This is a genomic window from Bradyrhizobium sp. Kon56 (assembly GCF_055807635.1).
On record NZ_JBVVOU010000021.1, the window covers coordinates 14,430 to 39,862 of the forward strand.

Sequence of the window (25,433 nt, forward strand, 5' to 3'; positions counted from 1 at the left end):
GAGGAAGAGCTTCGATGATCGATGCCCAATGCAGGTGCGGCGCTCTCGCGCTGTCGCTTCCAGGACCTTCCAGCCTCGTCGTCGCCTGCCACTGCATTGACTGCCAGCGTCGAACCGGCGCGCCGTTCGGGGTCGGTGCGTTCTATCCGGCGGAGGGCGTCACGATCTCAGGGACGTCGAAGGAGTACGTCCGGACAGCCGCAAGCGGCGGCAAGGTCCGCAGCTATTTTTGCCCCGAGTGCGGTTCGACGGTCTATTGGAAAGCGGACAATCTGCCTGCGATGATCGGCGTTGCCGTGGGCGCGATCGCGGTTCCGAACTACCCGGCGCCCATCCGCTCGGTTTTCGAACAGTCGAAACATGCCTGGGTGGAGATATCAGGCGCTGAGCACTTCCAGCAAAGCAGCGCACCGAAGCATTCGAAGTGAGCGTTGCGCGTCAAATTTCGCTCCAAGGCTTCGCGGCAAGATGAATTGACGCCGTTCCTGTGGGTTCCGCCGAGGGTTGGAATTGCGGCAGTCCCTCTGCTTAGCGTGAGGCAATAGCTAGCCGTCCGGATTGGAACGAACGTGACAAAAATTCGTTTGCCGACCGGAGCTAACGATGAATAACGCGGAAATTTTCGAACCTTTCTTGAGGCGGTTGCGGGTCAGCACCGAAATTGATGAAGAGGACGAGGCCGCTATCCGTCATCTGCCAATCACGGTGAAACGGATGGCTGGCGGTCAGCCGGTCGTTTCTCTCGGAGATCGACCTTCGGCGTGCTGCCTTGTCGTTGATGGCTTTATCCTGAGATCAAAGATCGTCGGCAATGGCCACCGCCAAATCATGGCCTTTCACCAACCCGGCGACATTCCCGATCTGCAGGGTCTCTTTCTACATGTGATGGACCATGACGTCAGCACGCTTGGCGATAGCGTTCTCGGCTTCATTCCGCATGCAGCGGTGCGCTCACTGATAAGAAAGCGGCCTAACGTGGCCGAAGCGCTTTGGCGCGATACACTGACCGACGCCGCGATCTTCCGGGAGTGGATTTGCAACGTTGGTCAACGCGAAGCCACAAGCCGCGTGGCGCATCTCGTGCTTGAGCTTTACACCAGATTGAAGGCGATCGGTCGAGCGGACGGCCTGTCCTTCGACTTTCCGGCCTCTCAGGCACTCCTCGCCGACGCCGTCGGCACGAGTGTGGTCCACATGAATCGGGTCGTTCAGCAGCTACGTGCTCAGCGCGTGTTGGACCTGGAGCGGGGAAGAATATCGATCCTTGATGAAGCCAGGTTGCGCGAAATAGCAGACTTCGACGTGCTTTACCTTCATCTCAATCCGTCGCTCTGAGCCATGAAGTTCTACTTCGATATCAAGGACGACTTTTTCGCTGCGGTCGACGAGGATGGGGTGGATTTGCCCGGCCCGGAAGCCGCCGAAAAAGAGGCGATCGCAATGGCGACCTCGATTGCCAGAGACGTTGCGTCGGCAAAGGGGGCGCAGGTCCTCATTATAGTCAGGAACGAGAAGCACCCGCTGCTCGAGTTGAGTGTAACGGTCGCCCGGAAAGCTCTGACGTGATTGCGTGGGAAATCGATTCTAGCTGTCGTTAGACGGAGGAGTGCCCCGATCTATCAGGCCGCGGTGTCGGCTAAATCGGTGGTGCCGGCTGAGGGGATTGAACCCCCGACCTTCGGTTTACAAAACCGCTGCTCTACCGCTGAGCTAAGCCGGCGACGCCTGGAGAAGCGGGGCAGGCCCGGCCTATGCCGGGGCTGTCCGCCCGTGCGCGCCGCAATACCAGACTTGACCGGAAAGTGCCAGAACCCGGGAGCCCCGATGCAGACATGAATCAGGCGGCCACGAGGGCCGCCCGATCTGTCGCGTTCGGTTCAAACCGCCTTACTGGCAGATGTGGCGGCGGCCGTCTTCGCCCTTGAACCAGGTGCCGGGCGTGCAGACGAAGCCGTTGCGCTGGGCGTAGGTGCGGGTGTCCCACCCCCGATTGTCCCAGCCGCGGTTATCCCAACTGTTGTCGTAGGCGTAGGCGTCGTTCGTGGCGCGGAACGGGGCGGTTGCGATTGCGCCCGCAGTCCCGATGGCTGCGCCGGCGACGCCAGCGGCTGCTCCGACCGCGCCGGCGGCGACGTCGGTCGGCCAGAAGCCGGTGCGGCTCCTGTTCCAGTCGTTATTCCAATCGCCGTTGTTGGTCTGGCGATAGGACACGCGACGATGCCGATAGCCGCTGTCGGTGTACGGATTTCCCGGTCCGACGTTCTGGCAGTTGGCGTTGGGGAATTGCGCCGCGCAACGGCCGGGATTGGTGATCACGGCCTGCGCCATGGCAGAGCCTGCCACCAGGGTCGCCGCAATCGCCGTGGCTCCGAGAAGTTTGACGTTCATGATTGTTTGGCTCCCGTTTTGTTGACGGGGGCTAAACGCGGAAGACGCCGGACGTTCCGCTGAAACCGCCGGATTTTCGTCAGCCATAGTCAAACGGAAGTGAGCACGCGCGACGGTTCCGGACTGCAGGATCCGGCGGCGTTAATGCTTCGCTAGTTCGCTTTGGCGCATTTGAGCGGCGCGCAATCCTTACACATTAGGCTTACCGGCAATTGGTGAGAGGGCCTTAACCCTCTCTGCGCCGCCATCGGGTAGGTTGTCGCCGAATAAATGGGGTCCCCTCATGCGCGCTGTGGCGCTCGCTGCCTTTCTGATCGGACTGCCCGCGACGGCGTTTGCCGGCGGCGGCTTCGATATCGTCGTTCCCGGTCGCCCCGGCGTGCCCATCATCATCAACAACATCGACGCGTCCTATGCCGTGATCGAGGGGACCTGGGGCCTGGGGAAGAACGTCCAAGTGCAGCCCACGATCTATGGCGGACGCTATGTCGCCGAGCGCCAGCCCACGGACGTCGGCCACTACTACCCGACGCTGGGCCTGCGGCCCGGCTATGGCCGGCTCGAGGTCGAACCGCCCGCGAACCGCAAATTGCCCAAGCCGCCCGATAGCTATCACCAGAGCTGGGGCGCCCAATCGGCGCCGCTGCCGCCGCAGATGGACGTGCCCGTCAATCCGCCGCCGGTGATCCTCGCGCCTGAGTTCAACGACCAGCCGCGGCGTCCTCGGCCGCGGCCGCGTGCAGAGATGCCCGGCAAGCCGCCGGGTTAAGAAACGACAATCCAAAAAACGGAAATCAACAGGAGAGAGTAATGCGTCAGATGATTTCGGGACTGGTCGCGGCGGCTGCCGTGATGTTCGCCGCCACCGCGCCCGCCGCGGCCTGCGGCTTCGATCCGTGCCAGCCGGTCGCGCCGGTCTATTCCGGCTGTAACACCGGCTGCGGCGGTTATGGGACCGGGTACGGCTACGGCGCCTATGAGCGTCTCGCCGAGCCCACCACGCAATATTATCACGTCAACCAGGGCCCGACCTACACCGGCCCGGGCGCCTTCGCGCCGTATCCGACCTACCGTGAGGACGCGGTGGTTGCGCCCGCCAATTACGGCTACGGCCGTGGCTATGGCTATGGGCACGGCTATGGCTATCGCGCCGCCGCGGTCGAAGCGCCGGCCGCCTATCCCTACCGCCGCCCGTATTACCGTCCGTATCGCTACGGCTACGGCCCGCGCGCCGGCTATCTGCCGCGCACGCATTACGGCTACGGTCCGCGCTACGGCTACGCCCCGCGCCATGCGCCGTATTATGGCGGCCACCGTGTGCTGCGCCGCTATTACTGATCGCTTGATCGGTTGAGCCAACGAGACGCCCGTCCGCGATGCGGACGGGCGTTTTGTTTTGTTACCGCTTCATCAGCCCGAGCCGGCTCGCGCCGACATAGAGCGAGAGCACGGCGGCATTCGAGACGTTGAGACTCTTGATCTCTCCGGGCATGTCGAGCCGCGCCACGACGCTGCAGGTCTCGCGTGTCAATTGCCGCAGGCCCTTGCCTTCCGCGCCCAGCACCAGCGCGAGCGGCTCGCGCAGGGTGACCTCGGAAAGATCCGCACTGCCTTCACTGTCCAGCCCGACAGTCTGGAAGCCGAGCTCGTTCATCGTGGTCAATGCGCGGGCGAGGTTTTGCACCGTCACCATCGGGACCAGCTCCAGCGCGCCGGAGGCGGCCTTGGCCAGCACGCCGGTCGCTTCCGGACTGTGACGCGCGGTGGTGACGATCGCCTTCACCGCAAAGGCGGCCGCCGAGCGCAGGATGGCGCCGACATTGTGCGGATCGGTGATCTGGTCGAGCACCAGCACCATGCCGTCCTGCTCCAAATCCTCGATGTCGGGCGAGGGCAGGGGATCGGCCTCGGCGAGCAGGCCCTGGTGCACGGCGTCGGGCGACAGCAGCCGGTCGATCTCCTGGGGCCGGACGATCTCGGGCGTGACCGGGATCGCGATGTTCTCGTCCGCCAGACGCCTTGCGGCGTTCTCGGTCAGCGTCAGCTTGCGGATCTGCCGCTGGGGGTTGGCGAGCGCCATGGAGACGGTGTGCCAGCCATAGAGGATGACAAGCCCGTCGGCGTCCGAATCGCGATCGCGGCGGGCCGGGCGACCGGCCGATTTTCCGGGCCTGTTGAAGGGCTTAGACCCGCCGCGGGGGCCCCTCGGGTTGAATTTTCGATCCTTCATGGGCTCGCTTGTGTCACGGGTCCCGGAATATGGCAATTTGGGTGGTGTCGGGGGCGATTTTAGCTGTTCGCCTCGGTTGACTTTACCCCATCGCTTCGCCGATAACCGCGCCCGGTCGCGCCCCCATCCGGGCTGTCGCGGCCTTCACGTTCCATGGCCGTCTTCGGTCGCCGGCAAGGTCCGGCCCGATTGTGCTGCCGTCGAGCGGGGGAGTGTCCCGAGTGGCAAAGGGAGCTGACTGTAAATCAGCCGCCTTATGGCTTCGCAGGTTCGAGTCCTGCCTCCCCCACCAGCCTTCGCTCGCTTCGCGAGCTACGGCTCGGCAAGCCGGCACCGATGGTCATGGCGCGAAGTGAGCGAAGGCTGTCGCGCCGCAGCCCGGAGGGCGCAGGCGGACTGGGTAAGCGCGCAAGTCACCCCATCATCTCCCGCACCATCGGCACTACCTTCCGCCCATAGCGCTCGATGCTCTTCATCAGCTTGCCATGCGGCAGCGGGCCCGCCGAATACTTCAGCTGAAACCGCGAAATGCCGAGCGCCTTTGCCGTCTTGGCGATCTTGCGCGCGACCGTCTCGGGCGAGCCGACATAGAGCGAGCCGTGCTCGGCCTCGTTCACGAACTCGTCGCGGCCCATCGGCGGCCAGCCGCGTTCCTTGCCGATGCGGTCGCGCATCGCCTTGTAGTCGGGCCACAGCTCCTCGCGCGCCTGTTCGTCGGTCTCGGCGACATAGCCTGGCGAGTGCACGCCGATCGGCTGTGCCGGGCGGCCGAACTCCCTGAACGCGCGGTGATAGAGCTCGACGAAGGGCGCGAAGCGCGCGGGATCGCCGCCGATGATCGCGAGCATCAAGGGCAGATCGTAATGCGCCGCGCGCACCACCGATTGCGGGCTGCCGCCGACGCCGATCCAAGTCTTGAGCGTGCCGTTCTCCACCGGGGGATAGACCAGCTGCCCCTTCAGCGGCGGACGCAGCTTGCCTTCCCAGGTCACCGGCTCCTGCGACAGCAGCGCTGCGAACAGATCGAGCTTCTCCTCGAACAGTTCTTCGTACTTGCGCAAATCAAAGCCAAACAGCGGGAAGGATTCGGTGAACGAGCCGCGGCCGAGGATCACCTCCGCACGTCCGTTCGAGAGCGCGTCCAGCGTGGCAAAGCGCTGGAAGACGCGGATCGGATCGTCCGAGCTCAGCACCGTCACGGCCGAGCCGAGATGGATCCGCCTGGTCCGCGACGCGATGGCGGCCAGCACGGTCTCAGGGGAGGAGATCGCGAAGTCGGCGCGGTGATGCTCGCCGAGGCCGATGAAATCGAGGCCGAGCTCGTCGGCCAGCACCGCCTCGTCGACGACGTTGCGGATCACCTGTGCGTGCGGAAGCATCGCGCCGGAGGCGTCCCTGGTGACGTCGCCAAAGGTGTCCAGTCCGAATTCGAGCGGTGCGGTCATTGATGAGGTCTCTGCGGGCGCGGCTTGCGCGCCTGTCACTGGGGGAGGGGATTGGCTTGGTTGGAGCTAAGCAGCCGGGTCTGATGCACAATGCTGCTTCGAGAAACCCATTGTTTCCCTTTTTCATGGTGTCGGGGGGGCCCGCCGCCCGCGGCTTCAGTCGGACCTGGCGAACATGTCGACCAGGGTGTCGCGCAGCCAGCGCTGCGCCGGTACGGTGTCGTTGCGCTGGTGCCAGAACAGGCTGACGATGCGCGGCGGCGCCTTGAGCGGAAGCGGCATCGCGTGCAGGAACGGCGCGTGCCGGGATTGCGAGCGCAAATCGCTCGGCAGCACGGCGATCAGGTCGGACTGGCGCACGATTTCGTAGGCGGCGCTATAGTGATTGACGGTCGCGACCACGTTGCGCGACAGCCCGCGCGAGGCGAGGAAGAGGTCGTAGGACGGCAAGGTCTTGCCGGCGAGGCTCACATCGACATGCCCCGCGTTGAGGAAGCTGCGCGTGCTCAGCCGCTTCATCGCGGCGAGCGGATGGCTGCGCCGCATGAAGCAGGCGTAGTCGACGGTCCACAGCGAGCGCGAGCGGATGGCGGCCGGCTGCTGCGCCTCGTTGACATAGACGCTGAGGACGCAATCAACGCGATTGTCCTCGAGCTGGTCGGCGATCTCCAAAATGGTGTTGGGAACTGTATGGATTCGCGCCTTGGGCGCGACCTTGCCGAAATGGTTCAGCAGGTTCGGCATCACCAGCGAGGCGACGTAATCCGACATCGACAGGCTGAACTCGGTCTGCGCACGGTGCGGATCGAACACCTGCTCGTCGAGCGCGCCACGGACGGTTTCGAGCGCTTCGCCGATCGGCTCCCACAGCACCACGGCGCGCTGGGTCGGACGGATGCCGGTGCCGGACCTGACGAACAGGGGATCGCCGAGTGCGTCCCGCAGGCGTGCGAGCGCATTGCTGACCGCCGGCTGCGTCATCAGAAGCGCGTTGGCGGCGCGCGTGACGCTGCCCTCGGTCATCAGGGCCTCGAACACTTTCAGCAGGTTGAGGTCGAGCGAGCGAAACGACAGAACATTCACCCCAGTGATGTACTAGATCATGATTATAAATTATGACGATAATAGCTCCTTGTCTATGGTTCCCCCGGGAACGAGCGGAGTGCCGGGCCGCCAGACAGAGGGGGACTTTCATGTCGATGATCTCGGCGCGGATCGAGCGCCTTCCGTTCGCACGCTTCCACGGGCATCTGCTGCTGATGGGCGGGCTCGGCTACATGTTCGACGCGATGGACGCAGCCGTGCTGGCGTTCATCCTGCCGGTGCTGCGCACGACCTGGAATCTGTCGAGCGTCCAGATCGGCGTGCTCGGCAGCAGCACCTATATCGGCTTCCTGTTCGGCGCGCTGCTGGCGGGCACGCTGGGTGACCTGATCGGCCGTCGCGCGGTGATGATGTCGGCGCTGGCACTCTATTGCGTCGCATCCATCGTCAGCGCTGCGGTGAACGACTGGTCGTCCTTCTTCGCCGCCCGCGTCGTCGCGGGCATGGGCACCGGCGCGGAGAGCGCGATCATTGCGCCCTATCTGGCGGAATTCGTCGCACGGCGTTACCGCGGCAGCTTTACCGGCGCGCTGGCCGGATTCTTCTCCTTCGGTTTCGTCGCGGCGGCCTTGCTCGGCTATTTCATCGTGCCCGCCTCTGAGAACGGCTGGCGCATCGTACTGGTGATCACCGCGGTGCCGGTCGTCATGCTGCTGTGGTGGCGCAGGGCGCTGCCGGAATCGCCGCGCTGGCTGGAAAGCCGGGGCCGGGAGAAGGAAGCCGCAGCCGTGCTGGACAGGATCGAGGCCGGATTTGCGAGCCAAGGCCATGTCCTGCCGCAACCGGTCGTCGAAATCACGGCGCCTGCCGTGACTGGTGGTACGCTGCTTGCCAATTTCGCCGCGCTCCTCGCCGGCCGCCAGGCGCGCATCACCATCATGACCTGGATCATGTGGCTTACGATCACGTTCAGCTACTATTCCTTCTTCGTCTGGATCCCCGGCCTTCTGGTCCAGAACGGCATGAGCATCACCAAGAGCTTCGCCTATTCGATCGCGATCTATTGCGCGCAAATTCCCGGCTATTTCAGCGCTGCGTACTTCAACGAGCGCATCGGCCGGCAGGCGACGATTGCCTCCTACATGGTGCTCGGCGGCGCCAGCGCGCTTGGACTTGCATTCGCGCAGAGCGATCAGCACATCATGGTCGCCGGAATCTTGCTGTCCTTCTTCATGAACGGCACCTATGCGGGGGTCTATGCCTATACCGCCGAGGTATTTCCGACGGCCGTCAGAACCACCGGCGCCGGGCTCGCCTCCGCGATCGGCCGCATCGGTGCGATCGTCTCGCCGATCCTGGTCGGCTATCTCTATCCCAATTTCGGCTTCGCCGGCGTGTTCGGCCTCACCACGAGCGTGCTGCTGTTAGGCGCGCTCACCGTGGTGCTGATGGGCGTGCCGACACGCGGCCGTTCGCTGGAAGAGATCGCGGCAGGCGAAGTCGCATGAGGGATACGAAACACCGATCCGATCCGCTGCTCTGCGCGGTGGCGGCCGCGCAGGGCAGGGCGAATCAGCCGGATGCCCTGTACTCGGCGCTGGACGGCGCCCTGAAGTCGGCGATCGGGCACAAGCTGTTCACGATCCTGACCTATGACGACGACACGAGGGAAGCCGCGCGGGTGTATTCCAATCTGCCCGGACCTTACCCCGCGGGCGGCCGCAAACGCCTGGCGCCGGGGCCGTGGACCGAGGCCGTGCTCGACCGCGGCGAGGCCTATATCGGCCGCACCCGGGACGATCTGCGCGAGGTGTTCTCCGATCACGAGCTGATCGCTTCGCTCGGCTGCGAAAGCGTGCTCAACATGCCCGTGCGCTGGCGCGGGCGCACACTCGGCTCGCTCAATCTGCTCCATGAGGCAGGCTGGTACGTCGAGGACGATAGCGCCGCGTGTCTTCCATTCGCCCAGCTCGCCTTGCCCGCGCTGCTCATCCAGTCCTGATAAGACAGGAAGTCGTCATGTCCCGTGTGCTCTTCAAGAACGCCGCTCTGCTCGATCCGCTTCAGCCGGACCTCCTGGAGGGACATCACGTGCTGGTCGAGGACGGTCTGATCAAGGAGGTCTCCGATCGGCCGCTCCAAGTGGAAACCGACCGCACCGTCGATCTGAAGGGCAAGACGCTGATGCCCGGCCTGATCGACCTGCATGTGCATGCGATCGCCGTCGAGCTCAATCTGGCGCAGCAGGTGCACATGCCGAACGTGCTGGTGACGCTGCGCTCAACGCTGCTGCTGCGCGGCATGCTGCGGCGGGGCTTCACCACCGTGCGCGACGCCGGCGGCGCCGGCCATGCGCTGAAGCAGGCGATCGAGACCGGTCTCACCGACGGTCCGCGGCTGTTCGTCTCGGGTCGTGCGCTCAGCCAGACCGGCGGGCACGGCGACATGCGGGCCCGCTCGGATTATCTTGCCAGCGACGCACCGTGCCCCTGCTGCGTGCGTGTCGGCGCGCTGGCGCGCGTTGCCGATGGTGTCGACGGCGTGCGCAAGGCGGCGCGCGAGGAACTCCAGATGGGGGCGGACCAGATCAAGATCATGGCTTCCGGCGGCGTCGCTTCACCGACCGATCCGGTTGGCGCCTTCGGGTACTCCGAGGACGAGATCCGCGCCATTGTCGAGGAGGCGCGCGGGCGTCAGACCTATGTGCTCGCCCACGCTTACACCGCTGCCGCGATCGAACGCGCGGTGCGCTGCGGGGTGCGCACCATCGAGCACGGCAATTTGGTCGATGCTCCGACCGCGCAGCTGATGGCCGAGAAGGGCGCCTATGTGGTGCCGACGCTCGTCACCTACGAGGCGCTGGCTAACGAGGGTGCCCAATATGGCCTGCCGCCCGAAAGCGTTGCCAAGATCGCCGATGTCCGCGACGCGGGCCTGCGCTCGCTCACGATCTACCGCGACGCCGGCGTAAAGATCGGGTTCGGCAGCGACCTGCTCGGACCGTCGCAGCGTCTGCAGAGCGACGAATTCCGCATCCGCGCCGAGATTCTCGGTCCGCGCGCCGTCATCGCCAGCGCGACATTGGTCGGCGCCGAGGTCCTCGGCATGGAGGGCAAGCTCGGCCGCATCATGCCCGAAGCCATTGCGGACCTGCTCGTGGTCGATGGCAATCCGCTGCGCGACGTGGCCTGCCTACTCGGCCAGGGCGAGCACATCCCGATGGTGATGAAGGCAGGCAAGGTCCAGTTCGACCGGCTGGGGGCGCGCAACTAATCCTATTTCGAGATGCGCACGACCATCTTGCCAAGCGCCCCGCGCGTCTGCATCGTCCTGAACGCTTCCCGGAAATCATTCAGCGCGAAGATGCGACCGACCACAGGCTTCAGCTGGCCCTCGACCAACCAGGCCGTCAGCTCCGACATCAGGCGCTTCTGCACCTCGGGCTCGCGGATTGGAAGCTGCGCGAGGTCGACGCCGAGCAGGGCGCCGCCCTTCAGCAGTGGCAGGTTGAATGGCAATGCAGGGATCGCGCCGGCGGCAAAACCGACCACGAGATGACGGCCGCGCCAGGCGATGGAGCGAAAGGCCTGCACCGAGATCTCGCCGCCGACGGGGTCGAAGATCACGTCGGCGCCGTGTCCTTCGGTCAATTCCTTCAGCGTGTCGCGCCAGTTGGTCTGCGTGTAGTCCACCACAGCGTCGGCGCCGTGCTGTCGCGCGAACGCGCGCTTGTCTGGTGTCGATGCCGCTGCGATCACACGGGCGCCGAGCAGCCTGCCAATCTGGACGGCCGCGATTCCCGTGCCGCCCGCTGCGCCCAGCACCAGAAGCTGTTCGCCTGCGCCGAGCGACGCGCGCGCACTCAGCGCATAGAGGGCGGTCAGGTAATTGGCACGAAACGAAGCGGCGACCTCCGCCGCGACGCTGTCCGGCAGGGGATAGAGCGCTTCGGGGGTGACGACGATCTCTTCGGCAAGCGCGCCCGAGCGCGTCATCCCCATTACGCGCATCCCGGGTTGATAGCCGCCCGGTGCGCCGGGGGCTTCGTCCACGATGCCTGCGAATTCGGTTCCGGGAATGAAGGGCAGGGGATCCTTGGTCTGATAGCGCCCCTCCATCTTCAAACCGTCCACAAATCCGATTCCTGCAGCCTCTACCCGGACACGCAGCTGTCCGGGTCCGATGTGTGGAGACGGAACGTCCTTCATGGCGATTTGATCGATCGGCGCGTATTGCTCGACGACGACGGCTTTCATGTCGGACCTCTGTTGTCCAGTTATGCTGACAGGTCTCGACACCAGCCTCTTGTGTCTTACCGCCACATTCCGCGCATCCGCGCCCCGATGTCGACCTTCGGCCCCTGCGCCGCCGTGCGGGCCGCGCTTGCCCCAGCCTTCGGCCAGGCGGTGCGCTCGAACAGATAGACCAGCGGCTCCGGGATGAAGCGGGTGCGCGAGGCGTAGACGTGGCGGTCGCCCTTGGCTTGCTGGCCGTGGGTGAAGAAGCGCTGCGGCACCACGAGGTGCAGGTCGTCCTTGGCGCGCGTCATCGCGACATAGAGCAGGCGGCGTTCCTCCTCGAGCTCGGCGCTGGTGCCGGCGCCGAGATCCGACGGCATGCAGCCGTCGACGACATTGAGCACGAATACCGATTTCCACTCCTGGCCCTTGGCGGAGTGGATGGTGGAGAGGATCAGATAGTCCTCGTCGCGCAAGGGCGGCCCGGATTTGTCGCTGGCCGCATCCGGCGGGTCGAGCGTGAGCTCGGTCAGGAATTTCTCGCGCGAGGCATAGCCACTCGCGATCTGCTCGAGCTGCATCAGGTCGGCGCGTCGCGTCTCCGAATCCTCGTGGAGGCGATCGAGATGCGGTTCGTACCAGAGCCGCACGCGTTCGAGATCGGCCGGCCATTCCGAATAGCGCAGATTTTCGATGGTGCGGACGAAGTCGGTCCAGTCCGCGCCGGTGCGCGGCGGCACCGGGAGCTGGCCGAGCGCGGCGAGCGGATCGGAGCTCTCCGCCATTTGATCGAGCACGCGCTGCGCCGTCGCGGGTCCGATGCCCGGCAAGAGATGCAGGATGCGAAATCCCGCGACGCGGTCGCGCGGATTTTCGGTGAAGCGCAGCAGCGCGAGCACGTCCTTGACATGCGCGGCATCGAGAAATTTCAGCCCGCCGAACTTGACGAACGGGATGTTGCGGCGGGTCAGCTCGATCTCCAGCGGGCCCGAATGCGAGGAGGTCCGGAACAGCACTGCCTGGTGCTTCAGGAGCGCGCCTTGCTCGCGGTTGGCCAGCACTTCCTCGACGATGTAACGGGCCTGGTCGGTCTCATCGTGCACGGTGACGAGCTGCGGCTTTTGCGCGGAGCTGCGGTCGGTCCAGAGGTTTTTTGTGAAGCGCTCGCGCGCCAGGCCGATGACGCCGTTCGCCGCCGCCAGCACGGGTTGCGTCGAGCGGTAATTGCGGTCGAGCGTGATCATCTCGGCGCGGGGCGAGAAGCTCTGCGGAAAATCCAGAATGTTGCGGACCGTGGCGGCGCGGAACGAATAGATCGACTGCGCGTCGTCACCGACGACGGTGAGGCCGCGTCCGTCCGGCTTCAGCGCCAGCAGGACCGAGGATTGCAGGCGGTTGGTGTCCTGATATTCGTCGACCAAGACGTGATCGAAGCGGCCGCCGATTTCTTCCGCGATCAGCGCATCGCTCATCATCTGCGACCAGTAGAGCAGCAGGTCGTCGTAATCCAGCACGTGCTGGGCCTGCTTGGCCTCGACATAGGCCGCGAACAGGCCCTTCAGCTCGGCCGCCCAGCCTGCGCACCAGGGATAGTGCGCCCCCAACACCTTCTCAATCTCCATCTCGGCATTGACGCAGCGCGAGTAGATCGACAGGCAGGTGCCTTTGGCGGGAAAGCGGCTCTCCGTCTTCGACAATCCGCGCTCGTGCCGGACCAGATTCATCAGGTCGGCGGAATCCTCGCGGTCGTGGATGGTGAAGGCAGGATCGACGCCGATCCGCTCGGCATATTCGCGCAGCAACCGTGCGCCAATGCCGTGGAACGTGCCGGCCCAGCTGAGCGCGTCGCGCATGATCGCGGCATTGTTCTCGCCGAGCACTTTTCGGGCGATGCGCTCGACCCGGCCGGCCATCTCGGCCGCGGCGCGGCGGGAAAACGTCATGAGGAGGATGCGGCGCGGATCGCTGCCCGCGACGATCAGATGTGCCACGCGGTGGGCCAGCGTGTTGGTCTTGCCGGAGCCCGCGCCAGCGATGACGAGCAGCGGCGCGCCCACGGTCGCACCATCGGCCACGCCATGCTCCACGGCGCGGCGTTGCTCCGCATTGAGCGTGTCCAGATATGTCGCCACGAATCGCCCCGGTGAAACAGCCAGAGTCGGCGATCCCGCTGCGAATCGCAATGCGTCTGGACGGGACCGATGTTAAGACCTAGGGACAAGACGGCCCAAGGTTCCATTCCAAAAAAAGCGCCGCCCGGCATGACCGAGCTCAAATCCGACCAGTTCGAGATGCGACGGCTGGAATCGCTCAGCAACACCATCTTTGGCGTCGCCATGACGCTGCTCGCCTACGACCTGCCCAGGGCCGCGGTCTTCACCAGCGCGCCGGACTGGAACGATCTCGCCCGGGTCTATTCCGGCAAGCTCGCGGGTCTTGCGCTCAGCTTCATCATCGCCGGCGTGTTCTGGGTCAGCCATCACCGGCGGCTGGCGCGCCAGCCCGTCGGCAGCCGCGGCGCGGTGATCCTCAATTTGTTCTTCCTGCTGTCGATCGTGCTGCTGCCGGTGACCAACGGCCTCTACACCAACTACGCCACGAGCAGTGCGGTCGCCGTGCTCTACGGCCTGCACCTGACTGCAATCGCCGGCCTCAATGCCTGGCTGTGGTGGAGGATCCTGGGCGGCTGGCGCCAGGAGATCATGGCCTCGTTGTTTCCGCTGCTGGTGTTCATCCCGGGCACGGTCGTTGCGGCGTTCGCGCCGCAAGTCGCGCCGTTCGTGTGGTTCATCGCCTTCGGCGGGCTGCTGATCCAGCGCTTCTATGTCGGGCCCACCGGGACGGACAATTAGGCCTGCCGTTCATTCGCCGGAGGGCGTCGCGCCGAACCCGTCGGCCGGCACGTAAAGCTTGACCGGGCGGATTTCGTAGACCGCTGAGGGATTGACCTGGCGCAGCGTTCGCGCCGCCGCGATCGCCTCCTCTTCCGTGTCGTACTCGACGAGGTGGAAGCCCAGAAGCTGCTCCTTGGTCTCGGCAAATGGGCCGTCCAGCACGACCCCCGCGCCGGGGCCGCGCAAGGTGCGGGCCTTTCGGGTCTCATCCAGGCGGGCGGCCGGGCCAAAATGCCCGCTTGCCCGGAGGGGAGCCTGAACCTCGATGACCTTTGCCACGACCGCGGCGTCCTTCTCGGGCGTCCAGGACAAGATCTCGTCTTCCACGTGATAGGCCAGGATGGCGTAAAGCATCGTCACCTCGTTGATTTTCGCTGCGCGCGTCCAAAGGACGTATCACCACCGTCGCAGCCGACAATGGGGCTGCGGAAAATATTGCGCCGCGGGGTGCGGCGACGAAACCTTCCCGAAACCCGATTGCGGCCGAAAGGTGTGAACGCCGCGCGAAATCGGCGCGACTGATTGCCACCAAGAGCACTTCGGAGGCGGCCATGTCGACCATCAAGATCATCTGCGACGCGCGTCGGACGGGAAAGTCGGAGCTTGCGGATCTGCACGACCAGAGCGGCCACCATCGCTATTACGGCAGCTCGGCCGAGAGCGGCGGCGAGCGCATCGTTGAAAGCCGGCGCGGCAAGCGCCCGCGCGCAATAAACGTTTGCGGCTTCTAGGCCCAATGCTTGCGAAACAGCCTGCGACCATGAACGTCGTGCAGATATCGATCGCCGCGATGCCGTTCCTGCTCTCGCTCGCGAGCAGGTCCGGCAAGGCGATGGCGCCAAGCCTGCTGGCGGGCATCTTCACCGTGCTTCTCGGCAGCGAGCCGCGCGGGCGGCCATGGCCTGGTGCGTCGGGCTGTTGATCGCGGCGGTTGCGGTGCGGGAGCGGACTCGCACGACCTGACCGCGTGTCACATCCCGCTCAGCACCTGCTTGATCAGGGTTTCCCGCAACCGGGCGATTTCGCCGCTCGCCTCCATCTGCTCGATCATCCTTCCGACCTTCGGCACGAGATCGCGATGCCGTTCATGCAGATGGTGGTAGATGCTGATGCGCTCGAGGGGTGGTGAGAGCGGATGGATCCTGGCCTGGAGATTGAGCTTCCTCACCGCAGCCAACCCGCTGAAGAAGTCGGTGACCATCACGTCGATGCGGTCGGCGTCGAGCATCTTGACCATGTTGTCGAGGCTTGTCGTCGCCGTGACCCGGGTCATGCCGCGCGTACCAGCTTCCGACGAGCCGACGCCGCGTACGATGCCGATGCTGTAGTCCCTGATTGAATTCCAGCCGGCGACGTCGAACTGCAGTTTCGTGGTGAAGACAGTAGGCTCGATGTAATTGATCGCAGGTGTCACCTGGATCAGCGTCGGATAGTCGCGAGAGAGCGTTCCAATCCGCTGGACCTCGCCGTCGACCTCGCCGATGCTCGACAGCGCGAGCGCGCGCTTGCCGGGCACATCCTCGAATTCGAGCTTGATGTTCAGCCGGGCATAGACCGCGCGGAGCATCTCGCCGCCGACATATTGATCGGGGATATCGGCGATGCGCGCCAGCCTGATGACCTCTTGCGCCTGCGACGGGCCTGCCGCGAGCAGCAACAGGCAGACCACGACTATCCGCCTCATGACGCATCTCCCTGGCCATGCCTCTTGGGCGTGCCCTGCTACCATCGGATTCCGGTGCCGCGATCTACCGGAGATGGCGGCTGCGCCGGTCCGCAACGTTGAGAGCGCGTTCCCGCTGTATGGCGGCTCCGGACTTTCACCGATGTCATTCTAGCACGCGAGGTGGTAGTTTGCCTGGGAATCCTGCTGCTGGGCGCAAGATATGACCCCGTCGAGCTCAAGCCGCCCAAGGGCCAACAGGATCATCGGCCGACAAGATCGCCACGTGTATCGCGTGCTGAGGCAGCGCCTCAACCGTTCACCTGCTCGCGGCTGCGATCTGTAAGCTGAGCAGGTGCCGCCATTTTCGAGGACATGGTGCATGGGCGACGCAGATGACGATGATATCAAGCGTGGCCGCGCCATTGCGCCGGCGGCTGCGAAGCAGGATTTGACCGGCATCGGCGCCCCGCTCGCGCCTCCGATGTTCGCGGCGCTCCTGTCGCGGATCTTCAACTGGTCGCGCAGCGGCGTCGGGCCTCGGCTGCTTGCCGCCGTGCTGCTGTTCTCATCGGTCGTGACGCTGACCCTGACCGCGCTCCAGCTCTATCTGGATTACAATCGTGAGGTCGGACTGATCGAGACGCGGCTCGACGAGATCGGCCGCAGCACCACGGGCAGCCTCGGAGAGAGCCTGTGGAATCTCGACCAGAACCAGCTCAAGCTCCAGCTCGATGGCATTCTGCGGCTGCCTGACATCCGTGCGGCGGAGGTCCGCGAGATCGCCGATCGGCCCAATCCGATCCGTGTCGAGGTCGGCGAGCGAAACACCCGTTCGATCATGACCCGGGACTTTCCGCTGAGCACGATGGTGCAGGGGACCTCGCGCGCCATCGGCACGCTCCGGGTCGAGGCGACGCTGACCGACGTCTATCAGCAATTGCTGAACAGGGCCCTGGTCATTCTGGCAAGCCAGGCGGCAAAGACGTTCCTCGTCTCGTTGTTCATCATCTACATGTTTCATCTGCTGGTGACCCGGCATCTCGTCGCCATCGCCGAGTACGTCGGCAAGTACAGCCTCGGACGGCCGCCGCCGCCGCTGCGCCTGGAGCGCCGGTCGCCTGACGATGCCGACGAGCTGGACAAGGTCGTCGTTGCTTTCAACGCCATGTGCGCCAACCTCGAACATGCCTATGGCGAGCTGCGCGAGGCCAATGGGAATCTCGAGCGTGACCTGAAGATACGGCAGCGCGCCGAGGAGAACGCCCGCGCGAGCGAGCAGCGCTTTCGTGATTATGCCGAGACCGCATCCGACTGGTTCTGGGAGACCGGCCCGGATCACGTGTTCACCTATATTTCAGATCGGGCCGGTGCTTTCGGCATGGACCCCAAGGCGCTGATCGGCCGGCGCCGTTCAGACGCCGCCTTCGACCACGATGCCGAGCCGCAGAAATGGCGCAGTCACTGGGCCACGCTGGATCGCCACGAGCCGTTCCGGAAGTTCGAGTATCGCGGCCGCGATGCGGCTGGCCGCGCGCACCATTTCAGCGTTAACGGCCAGCCGGTGTTCAGCGCCGACGGACGCTTCATGGGGTATCGTGGTTCGGCTACTGATCTGACCGAGCAGCACGAGACGGAGGAGCGGCTTCGCCAGTCGCAGAAGATGGATGCGATCGGTCAGCTCACCGGTGGCGTCGCGCATGACTTCAACAACGTGCTCACTGTCATCACCGGCACCATCGAGATCATCCGGGAGGGACTGGCGGACAAGCCCGACCTCGCCGCGATCGCCCAGCTCATCGACGATGCGGCGGCGCGAGGCGCGGAGATCACCTCGCAGCTCTTGACCTTTGCGCGTCGCCAGCCGCTGGAGCCGCGCGAGATCGACGTCAACGGCCTCGTGCTCGAGACGGCGAGGCTGTTGAAGCCGACCCTAGGCGGAAACATCGAAATCGTGACCCACCTCGCGGACGACGCCTGGCCGGCGATGGCCGATCCGTCGCAGCTGTCGTCGGCGATCATCAATCTCGCCGTCAATGCGCGGGATGCGATGCCTGGCGGCGGCACGCTGACGCTCGAGACCGCGAACCGCGAATTCGATGGCGCGGATGGTGCCGGTGACGGCGACGCCACGCGCGGCGCCTTCATCATGGTCGCGGTGGCGGACACCGGCCATGGCATCCCCGCCGACATCCGCGACCGCGTGTTCGAGCCGTTCTTTACCACCAAAGGGGTCGGTCGCGGCACCGGGCTCGGCCTCAGCATGGTCTACGGCTTCGCCAAGCAGAGCGGCGGCAGCGTTGCGATCGAGAGTGAGGAAGGCCGCGGCACCGTGATTCGGCTGTTTCTGCCGCGATCTGCGGGCGGAGCGCAGGCGAGGGCCGGGTCGCTGCATGCGCCCGCGGCGGCACGCGGGCACGAGACGATTCTCGTCGTCGAGGACGATCCGCTGGTGCAGGGCTATGTCATCGCCCAGCTCGGCAGCCTCGGCTATCGCACCCTCGCAGCCGGCGACGGGGCAACCGCGCTTGCGCTGGTTCAGCAGGGCGCCCAATTCGATCTGCTGTTCACCGACATCATCATGCCCGGCGGCATGAACGGGCAGGAACTGGCCGAGGCCGTGCGCCGCCTCCGCCCGGGGATGAGGGTGCTCTATACGTCCGGCTATACCGACAACGCCCTCGACCACGACGGTCATCTCGGTCCCGGCGTTGCGTTGCTGAGGAAGCCGTACCGGAAGGCGGACCTGTCATCGAGGATCCGCGAGGTGCTCGCCGGCGAGCCGCCCGCCTGAGCAGCCGGCGCGCGATGCCAACGAAAAAGGCGCGGCGGGGGAAGGCCCCCGTCGCGCCCGATTTCTTGCTCGCTGGTCCAGGGCTGAGAGCGCCCCGATGCCAAGCCTCTATTCAAGGCTTAGCGGGCGATCCCAGCGAGGTGACAGCGCTTGGTAAAAGACACTGGATCACCTCCTTTCGTTGGTTGCGGAAGATTTCAATATAGGCGGCAATTCCGCCATTGTTAAGGGGAGGCGGGTCCGGAGGAACCAGCGGCTGTTCGCAAGGCCGGGAAAGCGCTGGAAGCCCCATCTGGGCAGTTGATCCTGGGCAGTTGAGACCGCCGCCCGGCCGTGTTAGGGAGCCCCTGTCGCGGGTGTAGCTCAATGGTAGAGCAGCAGCCTTCCAAGCTGAATACGAGGGTTCGATTCCCTTCACCCGCTCCAATTCGCCATCTCGAAAATAACTTACGATTCAATGAGTTGCATGGGGTGAATCTGTCGTCAAGAGTCCGTAATCAGACTGTCCACGATATTTTAAGGGCGCTCCTCGGGCGCACTCTAAATCGATTGCGAAAACAATAATTTGCCTGCAGTTGCGATTATAAAATTCCGAAGCGCCCGGTTTTCAAAGCGTTTGCGTGAAGTGCAGTGATCTTCGTGTGCTTACATCAGAAGATTGCGCGGCTGATTATGCTTCGTCACTGAGCTCGCGTCGTTTTGCCTGATCGTCGTCGTGCAGATAGTGCGCCGTAGCTGCCGTCGACGACCACTGACCCTTCTTCATTAGCTGCGTTTCCGTGAGCCCGGATGTGCCTTGCTTCGGTCGTGCCGCGGTGGCGGCCGAAAGAGGTAAAAGTTAGCTCGGGCCATTAACCTGCAGCCAAGATAATCTTCTTCGTGATGCGTTGGACTTGAGTCAGCGTCTCGCCCTTGCCAAACCAGGGTAGACTGCTCCCATCACGTCGCAACATCAGACCTCTTGTCGGACGCAGCTCCTTGATCGCGTCGAGCTCTGCCATTAGCAGCGGGTAAAGTGCCTTCCCCTTGGCGTTGAATAGGGGGTCCCAAGATCCAGTGCTGGTCTTGTAGTTGATGACGTAGACGTGGCTCGGGGGGCGGTAGTGATCAGCCGTGGAACGAATGAAAATGTGGGCCTCGCGCTGAAGCAACTCCCAGCCGATCAGTGCACTGGTGGCAAGCGACGGATAACCCATTTCGATCGCTTTCGTCCGGAAAGCTGCAAGCTCCGCAAAGGTCGCGTGCGACGTTTCGCGCGAACTGGACTGCAGGCCCATCTTTTCGAAGGGATTCCGAGGCGGGAGCAAGCCCGGATGTGCTCGGGAAATGGCGTTCCATGCGCTACGTGCGGTCTTCATCGCGTGATTGACCGTCGTACGGCGTTCGATCTTTTCGCCTTTCACTTCTTTGAAGAGCAGTCTTTCGAAGAGCTGATCGACGAAAGCGGTGTCAATACTTGCGACCCGGCGCGTCCCCAGTCGTCGGCCATCTTGCAAGATGTACTCACCGATCATTTTGATGCCAGTCTCATGAACCCGGCACTGACCGGGGCTCAAAGGCTGAAGTCGCTTAGCTGTCTTCTGGGGACCATGTTTGACGGTAGAGATGAAACATCCAATCTACCGTGCCGATGACCACGCCAATGCCAATCGGATTTTGCGTCCTCGCCGCCCATGCGCCAGCTATCTGAAGCTCGACCTGAACAGCACATCCTGCAAGAACTCATCCTGCAGGATGCGGTGTACGTACTGCCCAGCAAGAGCTGTTAGCGGCAGACGTAGCTGCCGTTAACCAGAACGCGGACACAGGCGGTGCCCACCGCAGCCGCACCAACTGCCGCGCCGCCTACGACCGCACGCCTGGTGGTGCGCCGTGCAACGCCGGCCACTGACACGGGTGTCAAGGGGCGTCCGACCCGTGCTTCTGCCCGGCCTAGCGAGAGCGACAGGCCTTCGTCGGCCGACCAGTCGATTGAGCCGGACACTCCGAGGGCGATCACGGCACCTGCGAGTGATAATCTTGTGAGCATGCCACGCTTCATGATGGTCTCCGTCCTGTGAGAGTGAATTTGGATCGCTCCATGGTTCGCTGCTCGGACCATTGATCAAGGTCAAGGAATCGCAAGAAAACGGTGCAGCTGGTAAGCGCGGGCGACACGCGAAGACGCTTCCAGCAGAATGGGGGCGGGAGCGACAGCTTCTCCGACTCTTTACTTCTGCACGCAGAGCGGTCTCAGCGTCTCGTCGCTGCTGCGCGCTTTCGCGTATTCCATCAATGCCATCCGGGCTACCTCGCAACGCTCTGCGCTTGAAAACTCTTGTGTCGATATGACGGCGCCATTCGCGACGCCAAGCCAGCTGATGACGACCAGAACATAGGTCATGGTATCCTCCCCCTAGGCGTCGATCTCCTGAGCGCAGATTGGCGCGAGAGGCGGCGGCTCAATGAGCGCCGCCCATCGCGCCATCATCAAGCTCTATTGGCACACATACATGATGCCATCACCGCCCTTCACCAACGAGCCTGGGACGCATCCGGTGCAATTGCGCGCCACATAGTCGGCCAGCCGCTATAGCCGTAACTCCACGATCCGCCGAAGTAATAGGCTCGCACCGCGTACCAGGGCAAACCGTCATTCGTGTAGTAGTGACCGCGATAATAAGGAGTGACGTACAATCGGGCGGCCGCTTGGGCGTTGTCGAGTCGCAGCGAGATCCCGCCTCGGTCGGTCAAGCCAATGAACAGCGTCGTGCCGCATACGAGCGCGGCGACGGCAACGGCAATCTTCCTTGCGCTTATCGACTTCATGGACGTTCTCAAAAAATGAACTTCAACGCCACAACAGGGCGGCGATTTGCGTTAGATCAAGGGAATCAAACAAATCGAATCTGCTTCTCCTTCGAATTCGCCGGATCAGTTCGGATTAAATAATGCGGATCTGGAGGATAGCGCTCCAGCCCGACAAGTGCGGCCCGCCATCGGAAAGCTCGCTGTCACGGTGGCAGCGCCGGCTCTCTCTGCACTGGAGCCAAGTATGCAATTGTGCGAGTGCTTTTCGCCAGAATGCTTCAGGCAGTCGGGGACGAGCTCGGAGACGGCATCGCGGTTCGGGATCTGCTCTTCATCATCTCTGCCGATCGGTTCGTAGGATCCTGTCGCGCAGCGACCAATTTGCTGAACGCAAAGAAGAATCTGGCGACGATACCCTCGTCCGATCCGCGCTCATCACGAAGCGCCTCTGCCGCCATAAGCGACCAGCTTCTTGCCTCAGCCATCCAGACGGTGCGGTTTGCCGCATTCTCGCTTGCGAGCTGCCGACAAAGTGCTGCGCGCGAACTCAGCTCGAATTGACTCATCATCGTCCCTCCCTGCCAGAAGCTCGATGTACGCGGTGAGAACTCTGCGTTGCGTGCCACATCTCTGCAATTGACCTTCCGGTCATTGTACCAAGGGGCATGTCACAGCCACTGACCAAGCCGCGCGATACTACGCGAGGCGGTGTTGCGAAAATTCAGTTTGTTGATCTGGCTCAAGCGACGCCGCATTCGAACGCGGTGAACATTAGCCTGCTGCAGCGTGCGTGCGCTTACCAGTGAAGCGCCACCGATGCATCAGCAAGTGCTTCACCAGGGGCGCGCCGCGGCGGAAGCAACGGCGGCTCGATTTAGGCAGCCATGCCCATGCAGGTCGCATTTCTTCGCCAATCCTGCCGCCGTGGCCCGTTGCTTGCCAGACGAAGGTCTGCGGCGGCAATGGCGCCGACAATGCCCATCTCGCGATATCTGGTCTATGTCGGCGGTGCGTTGCTCGCGATGCTCTTCGTTGTGGACGCCCTGGTGCAGGATCGGCCTGCCATCCACGGTGGAGCTGCGCGCTCCGCGACCATCCGCATCCATTCCGATTGGAAATTGCCCGAGCGGGTCGTTCTCGACACTAGCCTGCCGACGATCGTCGCAACCGACATCGCCAAGGTCGAGCCTGGTGCCCTGCCGGGCGCCGACCTCTCACAGAGGCGCGCTCGCGAGGCCTTCGCTCAGCTAGGAGCAGCCGATGCCGAACGACCGCCGGCGCGTCCGTCGACAAAAGCTGATGTGAAGCCGCAGCGTCAAAACAAAAGTGCGAGGAGGCACATCGAAAGAAATATCCGGCTCGTCGCGTGGCCGCCGCAGTACGGCTGGTTTGGCAACCAGGTTTGGTGAGCATCTTCGGAGGGGGGCGCCCGCCATCGACACTATCAACGAGTGCACGTCGAGGCATTGCCCAATCAAACGTCCTTTAAGATCGGGAGTAACTGGCATGAGTGAAACGTCAAGGTCTGACGGCATCGATCGTCGCGGGGCTCTTTCATTGCTCGGATGGGCCGCTGTATTCGGATTGGCGGCATCCGGCACGGTGCTGTTAGGAACAGAAGTGTCGGCGCAGACGATCGGCATGGAGCGACGCCAGGAGAGGCGGGGAGCCCGCCACGAACGGCGTCAGGAACGGCGCACGGGCCGGACTGAACGCCGCCAGGAAAGGCGTACAGGGCGCACGGAGCGCCGTGAAGAGCGGCGCAACTAGGACGTCAACATGCTCTCACAGATCATCGTTCGCCGGCAGAAGTCTGCTTGATCGCGATCCGGAAGCTGGCGGATGCCGCAGACCTGGTACGTCACATTCGAGGTGCACAAGCGTGGGACCTTGCCGAAGCGGCGAAGTCCACGGGAGACACGCACATTCGAGAGCGAAGCCGAGGCGCGGGCTTTCGCGCGAGAGAAATTCAATGAGGGATTGATCGTGTTTGCAGGCACGCTCAATCCCTTTTTGCCACGACGGCTGATCCCCTCGAGCGACATTCCGTCCTGGATAGAGCAAGACCGAGGCGACGAGGTGGGCGGCCACGATGACAAGCGCGACCCGGAGAAATAGGCAGCATGTCTTGTTGCTTCATGCCGATGTCGCGTTCGAAATGTCTTGAGTGTTGCCATTATGGCACGTGGAGTTTGTGCCCTCGCCCGTAGAGTTTCAGCTGGAAGTTGGGGGATGATCGCAGTGCAACAAGTCGCCGTTCGAGCAACCAAAAAGCGGCCGGCAAGGAGAGAGCATGATGAAAAGACTTCTGCTGACAACCATTGGCGTGGTGACGCTGGCCATGGGACCCGCCATGGCTGCCGATATGGCCGTGAAGGCGCCGCCCCCGGCACCGATTATTCCGATCTACAATTGGACGGGGCTCTACATCGGCGGCAATGGTGGCTGGGCGCAGAACCACAACTGTGTCGATTTCCTTGACGCGGCCGGCGTCGCCGTCGCTTCCGGCTGCCGCGATCGTTCCGGTGGTGTTATCGGTGGCCAGCTTGGTTATCGCTGGCAAGCCAGCCAGTGGGTGTTTGGTTTGGAAGCTCAGGGCGATTGGGCGGATTTGAGCAATCAGCGCGTCAGCCTGTTCGATCCAACGCTCTCCACGCGCGCCAAAACGAGCGCTATCGGCCTCTTCACCGGCCAGATTGGCTACGCCTGGAATGCGTCACTGCTCTACGTGAAGGGCGGCGCTGCGGTGACAGACAATCGCCTCAGCGTACTTGATACTGCGACCGGCGCCGAGCTCGCGGCGCAAAGCGCAACCCGCTGGGGTGGTGTTATCGGTGTCGGATTCGAGTATGGCTTCACGCCGAACTGGTCGGTGGGTCTCGAATACGACCATCTGTTCATGGGGCACCGGAATAATTCGTTTACGGTCGCTGATCCGCGACTTGCTGCTTTCGTGAACGATCGGATCACCCAGGACGTGGATATGCTCACCGTGCGCTTCAACTACCGGTTTGGCTGGGGCAGCAATCCGGTCGTCGCGAGGTATTGAACTCTCCCGATCGGATGTCTTCAGGGGGCCGGCAGCAACGCCGGCCCTCTTTTTTTGCGCTTTGTCGCGTCCTATCCTCAGCGCCCGACCACGCGATCGACCGGACCGCCGGGATTGGTCGGAGTGCCGGGCCGCACTGCTTCTCGTGCGGCAGCGCGCGCGACGGGACGCACTCCAGGACGACGCCCGGTCTTGGAACGCAATGCGCGGGATAGTCCAACGTATTGGCAGTATGCGACGGCGTTGGCGCTCCCAGAACTCGTGAAGACGAACCCGACCGTCATCAATGCAACTGCTAATGCGATGGATGGCTTCATTTTTGGCCTCCTGTTTTTGGAGCCGTAGTGGAAGCCTGCGCGTTGCGGACGTTACCGGCACAACGGTTCGTCTGCCGCGAGGATCGTCCGATGCGGCTCTCGCGCCATACCATGTCGATCGCTCAAAACTGTTCGTGCTGGAGCGGCTGGATTCCGTCGAGCAGGTGGATGCTGACCGGGTCTCTCGGGCGATCGAATACACCCGGTTTCCTTACACGATGTCTTCGAATGACAGCCTCATTGAAGAGGAGGGATTGCTGTTACGGGCCGCCGATCTCATCGGTCAGCTCGGCAATCCCAACTATCTGAAGAAGTCCAACGCGCTGTTCTACGAATTCGAGGAGATCGGTCTCAACAAGACCCTGGGCTACGCGACGCCGGCGGATATCGTTTACAAATATCCGCCATTCTCTTGGAGTAACGTAGCTCCCCAGATCCAGCCGGCGATACGTCATCTCAACGTGACGTCCCGAGGCCGGCAATGGATAGCGAGTCTCTACGGCAACGTAGTTCGGGCCGAGCGCGAGCTGACTCTGTCCGGACCACAGCCCTAGACCGGACCACAGCCCTAGAAGAGGCTC

At 63.6% G+C, this 25,433-nt stretch carries 26 protein-coding genes, 3 tRNA genes and 2 pseudogenes; 18 read left to right on the plus strand and 13 right to left on the minus strand.

What is annotated here, in order from left to right; genetic code table 11:
- Positions 1 to 14 precede the first annotated feature (14 nt).
- The 3 genes from AC0L3B_RS27350 to AC0L3B_RS27360 all read left to right on the plus strand — a co-directional run bounded on the left by AC0L3B_RS27350 (position 15) and on the right by AC0L3B_RS27360 (position 1,566).
- The gene (locus tag AC0L3B_RS27350) at positions 15 to 428 is read left to right on the plus strand and encodes a GFA family protein (protein WP_204511579.1); all 414 of its coding nucleotides are present in this window, start codon (positions 15 to 17) and stop codon (positions 426 to 428) included.
- Between the two features lie 175 nt (positions 429 to 603).
- Positions 604 to 1,335, plus strand: coding sequence for a Crp/Fnr family transcriptional regulator (locus AC0L3B_RS27355; RefSeq protein ID WP_018455399.1), 732 nt, complete (start codon positions 604 to 606; stop codon positions 1,333 to 1,335).
- A 3-nt stretch (positions 1,336 to 1,338) separates the two neighbouring features.
- The gene (locus tag AC0L3B_RS27360; RefSeq protein WP_018455400.1) at positions 1,339 to 1,566 is read left to right on the plus strand and encodes a DUF6894 family protein; all 228 of its coding nucleotides are present in this window, start codon (positions 1,339 to 1,341) and stop codon (positions 1,564 to 1,566) included.
- Between the two features lie 79 nt (positions 1,567 to 1,645).
- Here the strand turns inward: AC0L3B_RS27360 and AC0L3B_RS27365 are convergent.
- Both AC0L3B_RS27365 and AC0L3B_RS27370 read right to left on the minus strand, forming a co-directional pair.
- Positions 1,646 to 1,720, minus strand: a tRNA-Thr gene (locus AC0L3B_RS27365).
- A gap of 167 nt (positions 1,721 to 1,887) precedes the next feature.
- On the minus strand, positions 1,888 to 2,388 hold the full coding sequence (locus AC0L3B_RS27370) for a hypothetical protein (RefSeq protein WP_085351207.1): 501 nt from the start codon (positions 2,386 to 2,388) through the stop codon (positions 1,888 to 1,890).
- Between the two features lie 283 nt (positions 2,389 to 2,671).
- Here AC0L3B_RS27370 and AC0L3B_RS27375 point away from each other — a divergent pair, with 283 nt between their 5' ends.
- Both AC0L3B_RS27375 and AC0L3B_RS27380 read left to right on the plus strand, forming a co-directional pair.
- Positions 2,672 to 3,157, plus strand: a complete 486-nt coding sequence (locus AC0L3B_RS27375) for a hypothetical protein (RefSeq protein ID WP_018458105.1) — start codon at positions 2,672 to 2,674, stop codon at positions 3,155 to 3,157.
- A gap of 41 nt (positions 3,158 to 3,198) precedes the next feature.
- Entirely contained in the window at positions 3,199 to 3,726 is a 528-nt protein-coding gene (locus AC0L3B_RS27380) for a hypothetical protein (protein WP_018458106.1), read from the plus strand.
- Between the two features lie 61 nt (positions 3,727 to 3,787).
- Here AC0L3B_RS27380 and rlmB read toward each other — a convergent pair whose 3' ends face one another.
- Complete coding sequence (rlmB, locus tag AC0L3B_RS27385) at positions 3,788 to 4,618, minus strand: 23S rRNA (guanosine(2251)-2'-O)-methyltransferase RlmB (protein ID WP_018458107.1); 831 nt, start codon at positions 4,616 to 4,618, stop codon at positions 3,788 to 3,790.
- Positions 4,619 to 4,824: 206 nt separating this feature from the next.
- On the opposite strand from rlmB, the gene AC0L3B_RS27390 reads away from it, so the two are divergent.
- Positions 4,825 to 4,910 (plus strand) — tRNA-Tyr (locus AC0L3B_RS27390).
- Between the two features lie 121 nt (positions 4,911 to 5,031).
- On the opposite strand, the gene AC0L3B_RS27395 is transcribed toward AC0L3B_RS27390, so the two are convergent.
- Positions 5,032 to 6,063, minus strand: coding sequence for an LLM class flavin-dependent oxidoreductase (locus AC0L3B_RS27395; protein WP_473381409.1), 1,032 nt, complete (start codon positions 6,061 to 6,063; stop codon positions 5,032 to 5,034).
- 156 nt (positions 6,064 to 6,219) lie between these two features.
- On the minus strand, positions 6,220 to 7,146 hold the full coding sequence (locus AC0L3B_RS27400; RefSeq protein WP_018458109.1) for a LysR family transcriptional regulator: 927 nt from the start codon (positions 7,144 to 7,146) through the stop codon (positions 6,220 to 6,222).
- Between the two features lie 110 nt (positions 7,147 to 7,256).
- Here AC0L3B_RS27400 and AC0L3B_RS27405 point away from each other — a divergent pair, with 110 nt between their 5' ends.
- From AC0L3B_RS27405 to AC0L3B_RS27415, 3 genes are read left to right on the plus strand one after another with little or no spacing between them, the layout of a single operon-like run.
- Positions 7,257 to 8,615: an MFS transporter gene (locus AC0L3B_RS27405; protein WP_085361851.1), complete on the plus strand. Its 1,359-nt coding sequence runs from the start codon at positions 7,257 to 7,259 to the stop codon at positions 8,613 to 8,615.
- The gene (locus AC0L3B_RS27410) at positions 8,612 to 9,109 is read left to right on the plus strand and encodes a GAF domain-containing protein (RefSeq protein ID WP_247335739.1); all 498 of its coding nucleotides are present in this window, start codon (positions 8,612 to 8,614) and stop codon (positions 9,107 to 9,109) included. Before AC0L3B_RS27405 ends, AC0L3B_RS27410 begins: the two co-directional genes overlap by 4 nt.
- 17 nt (positions 9,110 to 9,126) lie before the next feature.
- Positions 9,127 to 10,380 carry a metal-dependent hydrolase family protein gene (locus AC0L3B_RS27415; RefSeq protein WP_473381410.1) on the plus strand — a complete coding sequence of 418 codons (1,254 nt, stop codon included), beginning with the start codon at positions 9,127 to 9,129 and terminating at the stop codon, positions 10,378 to 10,380.
- A 2-nt stretch (positions 10,381 to 10,382) separates the two neighbouring features.
- Here the strand turns inward: AC0L3B_RS27415 and AC0L3B_RS27420 are convergent, their stop codons facing one another.
- Both AC0L3B_RS27420 and AC0L3B_RS27425 read right to left on the minus strand, forming a co-directional pair.
- Positions 10,383 to 11,363 carry an NADPH:quinone oxidoreductase family protein gene (locus AC0L3B_RS27420; protein WP_473381411.1) on the minus strand — a complete coding sequence of 327 codons (981 nt, stop codon included), beginning with the start codon at positions 11,361 to 11,363 and terminating at the stop codon, positions 10,383 to 10,385.
- A gap of 56 nt (positions 11,364 to 11,419) precedes the next feature.
- Positions 11,420 to 13,477, minus strand: a complete 2,058-nt coding sequence (locus AC0L3B_RS27425; RefSeq protein WP_247371718.1) for an ATP-dependent helicase — start codon at positions 13,475 to 13,477, stop codon at positions 11,420 to 11,422.
- 129 nt (positions 13,478 to 13,606) lie between these two features.
- On the opposite strand from AC0L3B_RS27425, the gene AC0L3B_RS27430 reads away from it, so the two are divergent.
- Entirely contained in the window at positions 13,607 to 14,197 is a 591-nt protein-coding gene (locus AC0L3B_RS27430) for a TMEM175 family protein (RefSeq protein WP_473381412.1), read from the plus strand.
- A 9-nt stretch (positions 14,198 to 14,206) separates the two neighbouring features.
- Here AC0L3B_RS27430 and AC0L3B_RS27435 read toward each other — a convergent pair whose 3' ends face one another.
- Positions 14,207 to 14,593, minus strand: a complete 387-nt coding sequence (locus AC0L3B_RS27435; protein WP_018458115.1) for a YciI family protein — start codon at positions 14,591 to 14,593, stop codon at positions 14,207 to 14,209.
- Positions 14,594 to 14,790: 197 nt separating this feature from the next.
- On the opposite strand from AC0L3B_RS27435, the gene AC0L3B_RS27440 reads away from it, so the two are divergent.
- Entirely contained in the window at positions 14,791 to 14,970 is a 180-nt protein-coding gene (locus AC0L3B_RS27440; protein WP_446480727.1) for a hypothetical protein, read from the plus strand.
- A 29-nt stretch (positions 14,971 to 14,999) separates the two neighbouring features.
- Positions 15,000 to 15,202, plus strand: a pseudogene (locus AC0L3B_RS27445) (hypothetical protein).
- A 7-nt stretch (positions 15,203 to 15,209) separates the two neighbouring features.
- Here the strand turns inward: AC0L3B_RS27445 and AC0L3B_RS27450 are convergent.
- Entirely contained in the window at positions 15,210 to 15,923 is a 714-nt protein-coding gene (locus AC0L3B_RS27450; RefSeq protein ID WP_473381413.1) for a substrate-binding periplasmic protein, read from the minus strand.
- A 361-nt stretch (positions 15,924 to 16,284) separates the two neighbouring features.
- Between AC0L3B_RS27450 and AC0L3B_RS27455 the strand changes: the two genes are divergently transcribed.
- Together AC0L3B_RS27455 and AC0L3B_RS27460 are read left to right on the plus strand one after the other, a co-directional pair.
- Positions 16,285 to 18,696 (plus strand): ATP-binding protein, encoded by a 2,412-nt coding sequence (locus AC0L3B_RS27455; protein ID WP_473381414.1) that lies wholly within the window; start codon positions 16,285 to 16,287, stop codon positions 18,694 to 18,696.
- A 352-nt stretch (positions 18,697 to 19,048) separates the two neighbouring features.
- Positions 19,049 to 19,122, plus strand: a tRNA-Gly gene (locus AC0L3B_RS27460).
- A gap of 425 nt (positions 19,123 to 19,547) precedes the next feature.
- Here the strand turns inward: AC0L3B_RS27460 and AC0L3B_RS27465 are convergent.
- The 4 genes from AC0L3B_RS27465 to AC0L3B_RS27480 form a co-directional block, all read right to left on the minus strand.
- Complete coding sequence (locus AC0L3B_RS27465) at positions 19,548 to 20,210, minus strand: hypothetical protein (protein WP_473381415.1); 663 nt, start codon at positions 20,208 to 20,210, stop codon at positions 19,548 to 19,550.
- Positions 20,211 to 20,461: 251 nt separating this feature from the next.
- Complete coding sequence (locus tag AC0L3B_RS27470) at positions 20,462 to 20,737, minus strand: hypothetical protein (protein ID WP_085351254.1); 276 nt, start codon at positions 20,735 to 20,737, stop codon at positions 20,462 to 20,464.
- A gap of 168 nt (positions 20,738 to 20,905) precedes the next feature.
- Positions 20,906 to 21,079, minus strand: a complete 174-nt coding sequence (locus tag AC0L3B_RS27475; RefSeq protein ID WP_162847287.1) for a hypothetical protein — start codon at positions 21,077 to 21,079, stop codon at positions 20,906 to 20,908.
- A 128-nt stretch (positions 21,080 to 21,207) separates the two neighbouring features.
- Positions 21,208 to 21,504 (minus strand): hypothetical protein, encoded by a 297-nt coding sequence (locus AC0L3B_RS27480; protein WP_473381416.1) that lies wholly within the window; start codon positions 21,502 to 21,504, stop codon positions 21,208 to 21,210.
- Positions 21,505 to 22,376: 872 nt separating this feature from the next.
- Here AC0L3B_RS27480 and AC0L3B_RS27485 point away from each other — a divergent pair.
- From AC0L3B_RS27485 to AC0L3B_RS27500, 4 genes and pseudogenes are all read left to right on the plus strand, one after another.
- Positions 22,377 to 22,895, plus strand: coding sequence for a hypothetical protein (locus AC0L3B_RS27485; protein WP_473381417.1), 519 nt, complete (start codon positions 22,377 to 22,379; stop codon positions 22,893 to 22,895).
- A gap of 433 nt (positions 22,896 to 23,328) precedes the next feature.
- The gene (locus tag AC0L3B_RS27490; protein WP_473332639.1) at positions 23,329 to 23,604 is read left to right on the plus strand and encodes a hypothetical protein; all 276 of its coding nucleotides are present in this window, start codon (positions 23,329 to 23,331) and stop codon (positions 23,602 to 23,604) included.
- A 175-nt stretch (positions 23,605 to 23,779) separates the two neighbouring features.
- A complete protein-coding gene (locus AC0L3B_RS27495; protein WP_473332641.1) occupies positions 23,780 to 24,535 on the plus strand; it encodes an outer membrane protein in 756 nt (251 codons plus the stop codon).
- A gap of 358 nt (positions 24,536 to 24,893) precedes the next feature.
- Positions 24,894 to 25,406, plus strand: a pseudogene (locus AC0L3B_RS27500) (metal-dependent phosphohydrolase); the annotation flags it as partial.
- Positions 25,407 to 25,433 lie beyond the last annotated feature (27 nt).